Source organism: Nocardia ignorata NBRC 108230, assembly GCF_001612905.1.
GTDB classification, from domain to species: Bacteria; Actinomycetota; Actinomycetes; order Mycobacteriales; family Mycobacteriaceae; genus Nocardia; species Nocardia ignorata.
This window is the reverse complement of sequence record NZ_BDBI01000011.1, coordinates 273,330-286,497: the sequence shown is the minus strand read 5'-3', so window position 1 is coordinate 286,497 and position 13,168 is coordinate 273,330. Positions and strand designations below refer to the sequence as shown.

15 protein-coding genes are annotated in these 13,168 nt (G+C 67.4%); 3 read left to right on the top strand and 12 right to left on the bottom strand.

Translation table 11 applies throughout. From position 1 onward, the window contains the following. Positions 1-196: 196 nt before the first annotated feature. From NI2_RS10730 to NI2_RS10720, 3 genes are all read right to left on the bottom strand, one after another. The gene (locus NI2_RS10730; RefSeq protein WP_067488964.1) at positions 197-1,231 is read right to left on the bottom strand and encodes a medium chain dehydrogenase/reductase family protein; all 1,035 of its coding nucleotides are present in this window, start codon (positions 1,229-1,231) and stop codon (positions 197-199) included. A gap of 72 nt (positions 1,232-1,303) precedes the next feature. After that, positions 1,304-1,873, bottom strand: coding sequence for a TetR/AcrR family transcriptional regulator (locus tag NI2_RS10725; protein ID WP_067488962.1), 570 nt, complete (start codon positions 1,871-1,873; stop codon positions 1,304-1,306). 94 nt (positions 1,874-1,967) lie between these two features. Then, positions 1,968-2,480: an ArsI/CadI family heavy metal resistance metalloenzyme gene (locus NI2_RS10720; protein ID WP_067488960.1), complete on the bottom strand. Its 513-nt coding sequence runs from the start codon at positions 2,478-2,480 to the stop codon at positions 1,968-1,970. A gap of 99 nt (positions 2,481-2,579) precedes the next feature. Between NI2_RS10720 and NI2_RS10715 the strand changes: the two genes are divergently transcribed. The 3 genes from NI2_RS10715 (at position 2,580) to NI2_RS10705 (ending at position 4,458) form a co-directional block, all read left to right on the top strand. Continuing rightward, complete coding sequence (locus tag NI2_RS10715; RefSeq protein ID WP_067488958.1) at positions 2,580-2,939, top strand: Rv2640c family ArsR-like transcriptional regulator; 360 nt, start codon at positions 2,580-2,582, stop codon at positions 2,937-2,939. Between the two features lie 149 nt (positions 2,940-3,088). Further along, positions 3,089-3,760, top strand: a complete 672-nt coding sequence (locus NI2_RS10710; protein ID WP_243749966.1) for a cutinase family protein — start codon at positions 3,089-3,091, stop codon at positions 3,758-3,760. A gap of 38 nt (positions 3,761-3,798) precedes the next feature. After that, on the top strand, positions 3,799-4,458 hold the full coding sequence (locus tag NI2_RS10705) for a TetR/AcrR family transcriptional regulator (protein ID WP_084457009.1): 660 nt from the start codon (positions 3,799-3,801) through the stop codon (positions 4,456-4,458). 12 nt (positions 4,459-4,470) lie between these two features. Here NI2_RS10705 and NI2_RS10700 read toward each other — a convergent pair whose 3' ends face one another. The 9 genes from NI2_RS10700 to NI2_RS10660 are packed head-to-tail and all read right to left on the bottom strand — an operon-like array spanning position 4,471 to position 13,168. Next, a complete protein-coding gene (locus tag NI2_RS10700) occupies positions 4,471-4,686 on the bottom strand; it encodes a hypothetical protein (protein WP_243749965.1) in 216 nt (71 codons plus the stop codon). Between the two features lie 16 nt (positions 4,687-4,702). After that, the gene (locus NI2_RS10695) at positions 4,703-5,776 is read right to left on the bottom strand and encodes an oxygenase MpaB family protein (protein ID WP_067488956.1); all 1,074 of its coding nucleotides are present in this window, start codon (positions 5,774-5,776) and stop codon (positions 4,703-4,705) included. Between the two features lie 11 nt (positions 5,777-5,787). Beyond that, positions 5,788-6,360: an Rv1363c family protein gene (locus NI2_RS10690; RefSeq protein ID WP_067488954.1), complete on the bottom strand. Its 573-nt coding sequence runs from the start codon at positions 6,358-6,360 to the stop codon at positions 5,788-5,790. Between the two features lie 27 nt (positions 6,361-6,387). Next, positions 6,388-7,584 (bottom strand): MCE family protein, encoded by a 1,197-nt coding sequence (locus tag NI2_RS10685; protein WP_084476311.1) that lies wholly within the window; start codon positions 7,582-7,584, stop codon positions 6,388-6,390. Then, the gene (locus tag NI2_RS10680) at positions 7,581-8,660 is read right to left on the bottom strand and encodes an MCE family protein (protein WP_067488952.1); all 1,080 of its coding nucleotides are present in this window, start codon (positions 8,658-8,660) and stop codon (positions 7,581-7,583) included. The genes NI2_RS10685 and NI2_RS10680 overlap by 4 nt, the downstream gene beginning before the upstream one ends. Continuing rightward, a complete protein-coding gene (locus tag NI2_RS10675; RefSeq protein ID WP_067488950.1) occupies positions 8,657-9,730 on the bottom strand; it encodes an MCE family protein in 1,074 nt (357 codons plus the stop codon). Before NI2_RS10675 ends, NI2_RS10680 begins: the two co-directional genes overlap by 4 nt. Then, positions 9,731-10,762 (bottom strand): MlaD family protein, encoded by a 1,032-nt coding sequence (locus NI2_RS10670; RefSeq protein WP_067488949.1) that lies wholly within the window; start codon positions 10,760-10,762, stop codon positions 9,731-9,733. It lies immediately after the preceding gene. Beyond that, positions 10,759-11,781 carry an MCE family protein gene (locus tag NI2_RS10665; protein WP_067488947.1) on the bottom strand — a complete coding sequence of 341 codons (1,023 nt, stop codon included), beginning with the start codon at positions 11,779-11,781 and terminating at the stop codon, positions 10,759-10,761. The genes NI2_RS10670 and NI2_RS10665 overlap by 4 nt, the downstream gene beginning before the upstream one ends. Position 11,782: 1 nt before the next feature. Next, complete coding sequence (locus tag NI2_RS10660) at positions 11,783-13,168, bottom strand: MlaD family protein (RefSeq protein WP_067488945.1); 1,386 nt, start codon at positions 13,166-13,168, stop codon at positions 11,783-11,785.

Genomic DNA, 13,168 nt, shown 5'->3' with positions numbered 1-13,168 from the left:
CGATTATGGACCACATTTCGATGTCTCATGAGCGGCCGCGATCGTGTATACAGTGAGAAGGGGAAGGGAAGCGCAGCGAACCGCCGCGGAACAGGGCTCGACGACGAGTCCGGAACCGTTGGGGGAACGACAGCGTTCGCAAGTTCTCGTCGGCCACTGCCGAAATCGGTGCCGTGATGAGCACCAATAGGAAATCTCAGGACTCGGTGTCGGCGACCAGGACGACTTTGCCGACGACGGTGCGAGATTCGGCCAGCCGCATCGCTCGCCCGGCCTCCGACAGCGGCACGCGCGCACCGATCTGCGCGCGCAGCACACCGCGCGCGGCGAGATCGAAAACGGCCGACAGGTCCTCGGCGATGCGGGCACGGAAACGCGGCAGATCGCGCTTGCCCGCCCACAGATTGAAGAAATGCGCATTGCGCTTGTTGGGCAACGCGTTCCACACCAGCAACCGGACGAGCAACCGCAGGACCGGAAGCCGCGAATCGCCCTCGTCGTCCTTGGTCGACGCGGTGCCGTAGGACACCAGGGTGCCACCGGGCGCGAGCAGTGCGAACGAATCCGCGATCCCCGGGCCGCCGATGTGATCGAACACCGCGTCCACGCCACCGGGTGCCAGCGCCCGGACCTGTCGACCCACATCGCCGCGATAGTCCACCCAACTGGCGCCGAGCGCACGCACCGCCTCGGCATGACGCGCCGACGACGTGCCGATGACCTGAATGCCCTTCGAGCGGGCCAGCTGCACCAGTGTCGAGCCGACGCCCCCGTTGGCGCCGTGCACCAGCACGGTCTGCCCGGTGCGCGCCTTCGCGATGCGGAACAACATCTGCCAGGCCGTGATGCCGTTGACGACAAAGGTTTCCGCCGCATCGGCAGCGAGCCCGTCGGGCACCGCGACGAGATCGGCGGCATCGAGCACGGCGTGACTGCTCCATCCGCCGATCTTGGTCAGCGCGGCCACCCGGCGGCCGACCATGTCCGGCTCGACGCCGGCACCGACCGCGGAGACGGTACCGACCAGGTCGTAACCGGGAACGAAGGGGAAAGGTGGCTGGTCGTAGTACTTGCCGCGCCGCATCTGCTGCTCGGCGAACGAGACGCCGCTCGCCTCGACCGCGACCACGGCCTGGCCGGGACCGGGGGCGGGCAACGGACGCCGGGTCACCAGCAGACCATCAGGATCGACCCGATCGGGCAGGACGATTTCGGTGGCGACGACAGACATGATTCTCCTAGTGTGTGACTGGTCAATCACTCGATGGGTCGAAAAAATGCCCCGCGAGGGGGCATCGGTTGGTCAGCCGGCGTCCGGGTGTCGGATGCCCGCGGTGACGATCCTCGCCCACGGGCTGTCGTCGCCGTCGAGGCCGAGAGTGGTGATGAGGTGGCAGAGCTGGCCGAAGGCGATGAACCGCTGGACGTGCTCGTCCGCGGCGCCGGAGCGGTGTTTGGCTAGTTCGGTGATCCGGGCGAGCCCGGCACGCATCGCCGCGCCGATCTCGGGCACCTCGGCCACCGATTGGGCGTGGACCTGCAGCATGAGCAAGCTCCGATCGCTGATCAACTGCGCATAGGCGCCGCCCATGTCGTAGAGGATCTGCTCGGGGCTGTCGCCGGCCGACTGTGCCGCACCGGCCGACATGGCCGCCGCGATCCGGTCGAAGCACCGCTCGAGCGCGGCGACGAACAGGGCGACCTTGCCGGGGAACAGCTTGAATACATAGGCAGGGGAGATCTGTGCCGTCGCCGCGACCGTGCTGATCGGGGTGCCGTGGTAGCCGGTGCGGGCGAACTCGAGGATCGCGGCGTCGACCACGGCGTCGCGGCGGATGTCGGATCGGGAGAGTGTTGCTCCGCTCTTGCTCATGTGAGTGACTGTACACTCACTCTTTCGGACGCGTCAACTCCGCGGAACATCGAGTTCTGGCCCGGCTCAGGCATTCCCGCACCGGGCCGACTCGTCAGCTGCAGCAACTCGCGCCCGACGCCACCGCCTTCTGCTTGGCCTCGGTGCCGCAGCAGGCGCCTTCCGCCTCGGCCTCCGCTGCGGTGCCGCAGCACGCGTCGCCCTGCTCCACTTCGGCGAGTTGCGGTGCGCTACCGAAGGTTTCGCTGTCGGCCAGGACGGTGTAGACCTCCCACCGCTCGGCGTCGGGCGCGCTCACCCACACCTTGTCCTGGGTGGCGAAGCAACAGGTCGTGGCGATCTGCTCCTCGGTGAACAACCCCGCCTGCGACAGGCGCGCGATCTCGCCGTGTACCTGCTCGGACGACTCGACCTCCACGCCGAGATGGTTGAGGCTGCCGCCCTTGCCCGCGTTCTCGATCAGCACCAGCTTGAGCGGCGGGTCGGTGACGGCGAAGTTGGCGTAGCCGGGCTTGCGCTTGGCCGGCTCGGTGGCGAACAGGGTCGAGTAGAAACGCACGGCCTGGTCGAGATCGTCGACATTGAGGGCCAGCTGAATTCGGGACATGATCGAACCTCCACTTGTGAGACATATGTCGAAGAACTTGCGAACTCGAGTGTGCTCACCTTTTCGACATATGTCAATACCGAGCGTAGAGTCGTCGACATGCCCAAGGCGCTACCCGTGATCGATATGTCCGCTCCCGTCTGCTGCGCACCCGTGGCGGCGGCGCCGGTCGACGATGCCGCCGCGCTGGAGGTGGCGTTGCGGCTCAAGGCCATCGCCGACCCGGTCCGGGTGAAACTGCTGTCATTGCTGCTCACCACTCCGGTAGGGGAGAGCAATGGTGGTGACCTGGCCAGTGCCGTGGAGCTGAGCGAGTCGACCGTCTCGCATCATCTCGGGCAGTTGCGTAAGGCCGGTCTCGTCGAGTCCGAGCGACGTGGGATGAACACCTTCCACCGGGCACGCCGCGAGGCGCTGTCGGCGCTGTGCACGGTGCTCGACCCCAACTGCTGCAGCTGAGCCGACGGCCCCTGGAAATCGGTGACCGAACAGTGGCGTGGTCGTTGCATTCGGTGTGAACCGGGCCAAAAGCGCGTGCCGTGCACCGTTCGGCCCGGGTCGGTCCGCATACGCTCTCGACCATCGACGACCGATGCGAAGGACGAGCCGTGATCGACATCCGCGCCCGCGTGGGCCTGGCACTTTCCGCCGCCGTACTGGCGGGCACCATGACCAGCGTGGTGGGTACCGCTCCCGCCCAGGCGGCGGGCTGCGTAGACGTACACGTCGTCGCCGCGCGCGGAACCAACGAACCCGGCGGCCTGTGGAGCCAGTACTGGCTGGGCTCCGTGGTCGGCAACCCGGTGTACGCGGCCATCGATGCCGCCTTGTCGCAGTCGACGAACGCCTACCGGGTGCAGTACCCGGCCGGTTACGACCAGCCCGCCTCCGTGCAAGCAGGCAACCGGGACCTGGTCGATCATGTGGTCGAACGGGCGGCGGCCTGCCCGGATCAGAAGTTCGTGCTCGTCGGCTACTCCCAGGGCGCCAACGTGGTGGACAACTCGATCGGGATCAGCAGCGAGGGCGCCCGGGTCGGCGGGCCGATCGTGGCCACCCTGCCCGCAGAGCTCTCGCCGAGGATCGCGGCGATCCTGTTGTTCGGCAATCCTATTCGCGGGGTGGGACGTGAGGTCACCGGCGTGTACGCCGATCGCACCTACGACGTGTGCAACGACGACGACCCGGTATGCGACCCACAGGGAACGGACTGGAACGTCCACCTGCAATACCAGGGGTACGCCCAGGAAGCCGCGGCCTTCGTCGCCGCCCGGGTCTGACCCCGCGTTGACGACAGCGCGTGGGGGATGATGGTCAGGTGGGTACCGACAGCAGTTCCGAGGTTCGACCGAAGCGCCGCAACGGCCCTCGGCTGCCGCCGGACGAACGTCGAACGCAACTGCTCGACGCCGCCCTGCGGGTGGTCGGCAGCGAAGGTATCGCGAACTTGACCATGCAGGCGGTCGCCAAGGAAGCGGGCGTCGCCAAACCGGTGCTGTACGCGATGTTTCCGACCGCGCCGGAGCTGGTGGCACACCTGCTGCACCGGGAGCACTCGCGCGGAATGGCGCAGGTTTTCGCGGCGATGCCGGGTGATCTGCGCGGATCGGATCCCGACCGCGAATATGTCGGAGCAGTCATGGCCTTTCTCGAATCGGTGGCGGCGGCGCCGACGCGTTGGCGCCTGATTCTGATGCACAGCGACGGGGCTCCGGCCGATTACCGGGAATTGCTCGCTGCCGCCCGCGACAAATTGCTCGACCAGTGTGTGGACCTGCTGAACGCGGGTTTCGCGGTGCGCGGCGGACCACACGATGCCGATGTGGAGCTGATCGCCCATGTCATGCTCGGTTTCACCGAGGTGCTCGGCAGGATGGTGCTCTCGGACCCGCAACGTTTTCCACCCGAACGACTGCGCGCCACCGTCCGTTCCATGGTGCGGACCTTGCCCCAGGAGCCGAGCACCGACTCCCGGTGATTTCGCGGACCTCTACCGCAGGTCGACGTCGGCGACGAGCAGTACCGGCCAGGCGATCACCTGGCCGAGGATCGAGAAGAATCGGTCCAGCCCGGACAGCTCGCCGAGGTGATCTCGATGCGAGAGCAACCACACCAGCCCGATCGCGACATAGGGAATGCCACCCGCGATTGCCAGGTACATCATCTGACGGATACTGAGCCGACGTTCCATGAGTTTCGTGAGCACGTGTTCTCTCCTTCGTTCAGGCCATGTCGCCGAGGATCGGCTGCGATTCGATGAGCCCCTCGTCCGAGGGCGGGAGTCCTCTGCTCAACACGCGATCGCGCTGCTTGCGGCGGAGTGCGTGATGGGCTCGAGCGGGGATGTCGTATCCGTATGTCCGCTGTGCTTGCCGCGGTGTGGTCGTCACCGGGTTCTTCGGCGGTATGCCGAGCAGGACCGGCCCCGCGACCGGCACCGTCGTCGGCGAGATGAGTTGCAGCAGAAGCAGTTCGAGCCGGACGTTGAAGCTGACCAGGGTCATCGCCGCGCTGAGCCATGGCACGACGAGTGCGTCGAGAACCCGTCCGGTCGGCAGGCCCGCCATCTCCCGCATCCACCGCGGCATCGTCGCCAGCGTGCCGCGTCGCAGGAAAGCCGCCACGAGCTTGAACATCGGACGCAGTACCAGCGGCATCGGCGGCAGCATCACCTCGGCGTCGAGCAGGTGATTCATCGCCTTCTTCGCGATGTCGGATCCGATCAGCTGCGGGCGCATACGTTCGAAATACTGGGCGACGCCCTCGCGGGTGCGGGGAATGTCTGCCGGGTCACAGGTCTGCAGTTCCGCGGCACGGGCGCACTCGTGCCAATACCGCGATTCGTCCGCCGCGCTGAGCCGTCCGGGGCCGTACTTCTCGTAGGCGATCAGGAGCGAATGCCATGCGGTCAGATGGATCCACAATTGCGAATCCGGATCGTTGGCGTCGTAGTGCCGACCGGTCACCGGATCGATCCCGACAGCCTTGGAGTGGATCTTGACCAGAATATCGGCCGCGCTGACCGTCGACCGGCTGTCGGCGAACATCACCATGGCGAAATAGCGCAGCGTGCGGTCGTAACGAGTGCGCGGGCGCGTATAGATCGCGCTGGTCGCATCGACAGCCGCGATGAGGTTCGGATCGAGTTCCTCGATGACGACCGCGCGTTGGAAACCGATCGTCAATCCGGTCGGGTAACTCCATACCCGCCATGCGACGGATTCGGGTCCGAAGAAGCCGTAGTCCTCGGCCGGTTCCACCTCGGGTAGTGAAAACCAGGTTCGCAAAGAGCCCATGTGGCCCTCCTTCATCGTGTGAGCAACGGAGTGCTGAGTTCGCTGACCAGCCAGCGGTCGGTGTCCCTGCGCAGCGACATGTTCACCGAGAGCTGGCCGGGAGCGGGCGTACCTCGGGTACCGAGGCTGGTGATGGTCTGATTGATGACGGCCACGGCCCGCGCGGTGGTCTCGTCGGCGGACTCGATGGCGCAGGTGACGTTGCCGACGGTGGAGACGACCTGGCCCTGCACGAGCACCTCACGCAGATCCTTGCTGGTGGCGTCGAATTCGGTGCGCCAGGCGCCGGTGGCCCCTGCCAGCACCGCGGCGAAATAGGTGTCGAGGTCCTTGGCGTCGTAGCTGGCCAGGGTGGGGGCGTAGGCGCAGGCGGCCTGGAGCGCGGCGTCGCGGGCCTGCTCGCGGGCACGGATGCGGTGATTGTCCACGGCGAGCAATGTCGCGATCGCGACGGCGCCGATCGTGGTGACCGCTGCTGCCGGAAACAGCATGCGGCGCAGTGTTTTTCGCCGAGGTTCCGTAACCGGCGCGGAGCTCTCCGGACTCGGGTCGTCGGCGAGTGGGTTGTCGGGTTCGGTTGTCATACGAGGATTCCTCTGCGTGGGTAGGAGTCAATTGGCGGGCAAGGGGACGGACAACTCGTCGCCGGTGACTCCGGGTGGCGGGCCCGAACCGTTGTCGGGCCCGGCGGGGCGCGGCGCGTTCGCCGACCCGCGGATCTGCAGTTCGGGGTGGTCGGTGACGCAGTAGTTGTAGAGGCGGGTGCGGCCGTCGGAGATCTCGGCGGGGGAGACCGGGACGGTCTCGTACTCACAGGTGGGGCGCGGCCAGATGTCGGCCATGGTGTGAAAGGCGTTGTCGTGGGCGGGGATTCCCAGTGCGATCACCGCGGTGCGCAAGGAGGGGAACAATGCCGTCATGGCCGGTGTGCGCAAGCGTGCCGCGCGGGTGATGGCGACGAAATTGGTGACCAGACTGGTCAGCGGGTCACCGGTCTCGGTGAGAACACCGTCGAGTGTCGCGAGCCGGTCCGGCCCCTGCTCGAGGAGTTCGCGCACTTCGTGGTCGGCGGCGTTCATCTGGTCGAACAGCGTGCTCGAACCCCGCACCAGGGTGGCGAGGTCGGGCTGGGCGTGAGCGGTGGTGGCGGCGATGACGCTCAGGTTGCGGATCAGTTCGGTGGTCTGGGGCAGCAGCTCGGCGAGTCCGGCCGTCGCCTGGCTCAAGCCACTGATCACCCTGCGCAGCACCTGGGGGCCGCCACGCAGCGCGCGGTCGAGTTCGTCGACGATCGCGGTGAGCCGGTCCGGATTCATCCCGGCGATCAGAGCGCCGGTGTTGTCCAGGAACGAGTCGATCGTCACCGGCGTGCTCACCTGGTCGGCGGGCACGGTCGCCCCGTCGGCGAGATAGGGCGCCTCGCCGGTGACGGGCCGGAAATCGAGGTACTGCTCGCCCGCCGCCGACAGGCGACTCACCGCCACCGGCGTGCCGACGGGAATCATTGTTGCACTGTCGATTTCGGCCTCAGCGAGGACGCCCGACCCGTCGATGCGGATCGCGCGCACCGACCCGACCTCGACCCCGCGCACCGTGACGTTGCTGTGGGGGAGCAGTCCGCCGGAGCTGTCGAGCTGGACGCGCACGGTATAGGTGGTGTGCAACGGCCGCACACCGATCACATCGATGGCGATGTAACTAGAGCCCGCCGCCAGCATGGCGACCATGCCAAGCACGGCTCCCATGGTCTTGTGGTCGTGCGCCCAGCTGGCCAGCCGGACGACGACGGTGGCGGTCCACCCGATCATCGGTGACCCCCTTGCAAGCGGCCGAGCACCCGCGCGAGCACCTGGGCAAGGCTGCCGACGAAGGCGGTGACGTCGGTGCCGTCCGGCAACCGGCTGCCCTCGGTATCGGTGAGGGCGCCGACGTCGAGGTACGAGATGCGTGCCGCCACGGCGAGACTCGACCCGCGCATCGAAGCCCGTGCCACCGGGGCCACCGTGTTGAGCCGGTCCAAGGTGGTGGCCAGGTCGTCCCCCATCCGGGTGAAGCCGCTCATCAGTTCTTGCACACTGTCGAACAGGCTCAGAAACTGCGGGCCGGTGGTCGAGGTGAAATCGCCGAGCGCGGCGGTCACCGTGGACACCTTCGTCGTGAGATCGGTGATGGCGCGGTTGTTCTCGCCGATCACCCCGATCAGTTCCGGGAAGGTGTCGGCGGCCCGGCCGAGTTCGGTCTTGCGTGCCCGCAGGGTGGTGGTGAGCCCGTGGAGACCGTGCAGAACCGAATCGAGCTGCGCGGTACGCTGATTCAGCGCGGTGAGCGTCGCGGTGAGTTCGGTGAGCAGATGCGACAACTGCGGGCCTCGCCCGCCGACGATGGCGGCGAGCTCGGAGGTGATCCGCGCGACTTGATTCATCGCGCCGCCGTCGAGCAGCAGCGACATCGCGGTCATCAGCTCCTCCACCGAGGCGCCCGCCGACGTGTGCTCGCGGTCGATGACATCACCGTCGGTGAGCAGCGAGTTGCCGGGACGGTGCTGCGGCAACACGATGGCGACATGGAGGTCGCCCAGGGGAGTAGGTTGTCGCAGTTCCGCTCGGGTGCCGTGCGGTAACGCGATATCGCGGCGCAGTTCGAGTTCGACCTCGGCGCGGAAGTTCGTCGTCTCGATTCCGGTCACCACGCCGACGTCGGTGCCGCCGATCTTGACCCGTGCGCGCTCGGGCAGGTTGAGCGCGTCGTCGAAGACCGCGTGCAATCGGTAGGAGGGCCCGTCGACACCGGGGCGGGGCAGTGGGACGTCGTCGACGGTGACCGTGCACGAGCAAACGCCGAGGGCGGTGAGCGCGGCGGCCGTGCAGCGGGCGGTCCGGCTCATGCGGTGAGTCCCAGCAGTGCGGCGGTCAGACCGAAGTCCGGCCCGAAGTCCATCAGTTTGCCCGTCCGGCAGCCGTCGGAGCGCAGGGACAACCGGGCGCACAGCAGCGCGAGAGCTTCGCTGTCGAGCACGGACTTGTCGGTGAGCAGGTGCAACCGCAGGGCCCGCTGTTCCGGGTTGACGGCGCGCGCGAAATTGTCGGCCATCAGGGGCGTCACGTCGACGATCTCGGTGAGTCCGCGTGCGTTGTCCCGCATCTGGCCGGTGATGGCGACCAGGCGGTTCACCGCGTCGGTGAGCGGGGTGTGGTTGTCGGCCAGGACGGTGGAGGTGTTGGCGATGAAATCGTTCACCTGGGTGAGGACCGCGCCCAGCCCCGGAGCCTGCTCTTCGAGCAGCGTGACCAGTTCGGTCAGCCGACCGCTGAAATCTCGCACCGTCCGGTCGTTTCCGGCGATCATCGTGGTGAGGTCGTTGAGTTCTACGATGGTGCGCGAGATCTGGTCGCTGTTGGCCAGCGACACGTCGAAGGTGGTCGCCAGCGCGTCGAGGGTCTCGCGGATCCGGTCTCCGTTGCCGTCGAGCATCGGGAACAACACCCGGCTGGCCATCGGGCCGTTCGCGTTGTCGCCCTTCAACGCTTCGCCGAGCTGTTCGAAATTGCGCAGGATACGGTCGAGTTCGACCGGTGTCCTCGTCCTGGCCAGCGGGATGTGCGCGCCGTCGGCCAGGGGCGGTCCACCGCCGGTGCCTGCCGGGGTCAACTCGACGTGGCGGTTGGTGATGAGCTGCGGCGAGACCAGCGCCGCCTTGACGTCGGCGGGCAGTTCGACGCCTGGCTCGATGGTCATCGCGACCTCGACGAACGCCCCCTTGGGCGCGATCGCGTCGACCCGTCCGATCGGGACACCGAGGACCGCTACGTCGCTGCCGACGAACAAGCCCGCGGTGCTTTCGAAGTCGGCGGTGAGGTGGACGGCGTCCGGCTGTAGCGACACCGGAATCGAGGAACAGCCCGCACCGATGCCGGTAGTGATCACCAGCGCGAGGCATTGGAGCAGTCTTCGCATCTACTTGCACCCTTCGACGGCGCCGGCCAGGCACAGCCAGTTGTCCGGGAACAGCCACGGCATGTAGATGTCGCCGTAGGGTCCCTGCGCGAACGTGTTGTTGAATTGGCGAACGGCTACCGGCATCACCTGGTACAGCGCGGCGAGGTGGTCGCGGTTCTTTTCCAGGCCCTGTGACATCGTGTTCAGACTGTGGATGAGCGGGCCGAGCCTTCCGCCGTCCTCGACGCCCATGTCCTGCAAGATCTTCGACGCGGCGGCGATGTTGTCGAGCAGGTCTGCGATCAGGTCGCGGCGGCGGCTGACGGCGGCGCCGATCGCCTCGCCTTTGGTGAGCAGCTCGAGCACGCTGTTCTGGTTGTCGGCGATCAGACCCGACACCTGGTCCATGCTGTTCAGCAGTTGGTCCACCTCGTCGCGCCGGGAGGCGATCACCCGGGCCAGCGCGCCGACGCTGTCGAGTGCCTGCGCGGTGAGGTGCGGTGAATCGCCCAGCTGGGTGGCCACCGTGTCCAGGCTCGCGCGCAACGCGTTCGGGTCGAGCCGTTCGAGATGCTCGAAGGAGTTGCGGTAGGTCGGGTCGTTCACGACCTTGGCCAGGTTGTAGGGAACGGTGGTGGCCGACAACGGGATACGGGCATCGGGCAGCTCGCCGTCGGTGCCCGGGTCGAGCTCGACGTGCATCTTCCCGAGAATGGTCGACATCTTGATCGCAGCCTCGGCGTCGTGGCCGAGGCCGAGGTCGGGGCGCACGCTCATCGTGACCAGCACGCGGTCGCGTTCCAGTCGTACCGAAGTGACCGTGCCGACTTCGATCCCGGCTACATCGACGCTGTTGCCGGTGCGAAGACCGGCCGCCTGGGCGAATTCGGCCCGCAGGGTCGCCTCGCCCAGGTGCGCACGAGACAGCAGCCCGGACCCGAGGACCACCGCTGTCACCGTCACCCCTGCCGCGATGCCCAGCGAGAAGTTCCGGTTGCCGAACGCGTCGACCAGGGTCGTCCGGATCAGCTGGAACAGGAATCCGATCATCGACAGACCTCCGAGTGCGCGTTGCCGCCGACCTGGGAGAGCACGCCGCGGGGGAACAGCACGCCCCACAGCGAGACATCGAGGTTGCAGACATAGGTGTTGACGTAGGTGCCGTTGCCGCTGATCCGGGCGAGCCCGGACATGATCAGCGGTAGTTCGACTGCCGCCTGGTCCAAGCGGGCGCCATTGGTGAGCAGCAGATCCACGCCCGCGACGGCCTGCCGCTGTGCCTGCGCCATTCCCGGCGCGACGCGAGCGATGAGATCGGTGAGTTTCGTCGTCGATTCGGCGATCCCGGTGACCGCCCCACTGAGCACCGCGCCCTGTTCGTGGAGCCCGGTGACCAGGGCGCGCGACTGGGCGATCAAAGTTTCCAGCTCGCCGCTGCGATGAGCCAGGCTGGTGATGACATCGCTGAGATTGCTGATCACCGCGCCGAGGATCTCGTCGCGCTCGGAGAAGGTAGCTGCCAGTGCGGCGGCCTGAGTGATCAGCGCCGACAACGACACTCCGTCGCCTTGCAGCGCCTGCACGAGGGTTTCCGACAGCGAGTTCACGTCGTCGGGTTGCAGCAGGCTGAACAACGGCTCGAAGCCCGACAGCATGGTCGAGACGTCGAAGGAGGACTCGGTGCGCTCCAAGGGGATCGAGCCGCCGGCAGGCAGCGGTTCGCCCGGCGATTCGCCAGGAGTCAGTGCCACATAGCGCTGGCCGATCAGATTCTGATAGCGGATCAGCGCTTTCGTGGTGGTGCTCAGCTGTTGCCGCGACTGCACGGACAAGGTCACCCTGGCGTGCTTGCGGTCGACCAGGTCGATCGCGTCCACCCGGCCGATCCGCACACCGGCGATCCGCACGTCGTCGCCGGTACGTAAACCGAGCACATCGGTGAAGGTCGCACTGTAGCGGTGGGTGTCACCGGGGACCGAGCGCTGCAACGTCGACCAGATCGTGAAGGTCGCGAGCACGGACAGGGTCACGAAGACAGCGAGCCCGAGGTGCGTTGTGCGAGGGCGCATCTCAGTGTCCTCCCGAGGGCTTGGGTGTGACTGTGACGGTCGCGCCGGTGAGCGCGGAGCCGAGCAGAAGCAACTGTGTGGTGTTCGGGCGTGCGCCCAGGAACCCGGCCACCGCGGCGGGTCCGGTGAGGGCGATCGGTCCGGCGGGTGGTGGGGAACCGGGCGGTGCGGTGAGGCCGGGGACCGCCGCACCGGGCAGCGACAGTCCGGGCACGGTCGGCAAGGCCGGGAGGCCGGGCACCACCGGGCTGGGTGCGGGTCCGGCGGCTGGAAGGTGGCCCGGCCGCAGCTGCGGTGGAAAATTCTGTGCCGCAGGAGAATCAGGAATTGTCGCGGTATCGCATCGCGGACCCGCCTGGCTGCCGTAGCGGGGGCAGTCGGCAGCTGTGTACTGGCGGAACGGTGTGAACGAGACGGTGATGTCCCACTGCATCTGTTTGCTGGGACCCCAGTGGAACACCGTGGCGAGTCGGCTTAGCGAATCACCGAGCGCGGTAACAGTTTCGGTCATCGCCGCCGGATCGGCAGCGAGCGCACCGAAGGTCGCGTCCAGCCCGACCACGAGTTCCTTGCCCGCATCGGGGTTGCGCGCGAAGAGCGCCTGGGTGGCGACGGTTGCCGCCTCCGCCGAGGCGAGCAGTTCGATGACCTGATTGCGGCGCGCGGTGATGGTCTGGGCCGTCTGGACCGACTTACCGAGGGCGTCGGCGAGTTCTGGCGCCGACTGGTTCACCGCGGCAGTGGCTGCCCCGAGATTCCCGAGCAGCTCACCTATTCCGGGCAGGGCGCGTACCTCGGTGATCCACCGGTCGAGGCGTTCGATCGTCGAACCGGGTAGCCGGGCGTCGCCGTCGAGCGCTTCGGCCAGTGTGGCGAGCACCCGGGCAAGCGTGGCGGGCTGCACGCGGTCGAGCACATCGCGCAGGGTGGTCAGCGTCGTCTGTAGCGCCACCGTGGCCCGACCGGTGTCCTGCTCGATCACCGCTCCGGCGTGCAAGGGTGTGGTGGACGGCCCGTTGTCCACGAGCTCGATCGCTGTGACGCCGAAGATATTGGCCGGAACGACCCGCGCCGTCACCGTGGCCGGGATTCCCGCGGCGACACCCGGTTCCAGCTCCAGGTCCACGCGTTGCCGAAGACCTTGCTCGGCGATCTCCACCGCGGACACCGAGCCGACCAGCAGTCCGCGAAAGCGCACGTCGGCGCGCGCGGGCAGTCCGTCGCCGGTGCTCGTCATGAGGGCGGTCACCGCGACGGTGTCCTCGAAGTGTCCGCTGTATCGCAGCCCGAGCAACGCGACCACCCCGGACAGGCTCAGTGTCATCGCCACCCCGGCCGCGCCGAGTCGCCGACGCGACCAGCCGCGCCCACTGGGATCTGGATACAT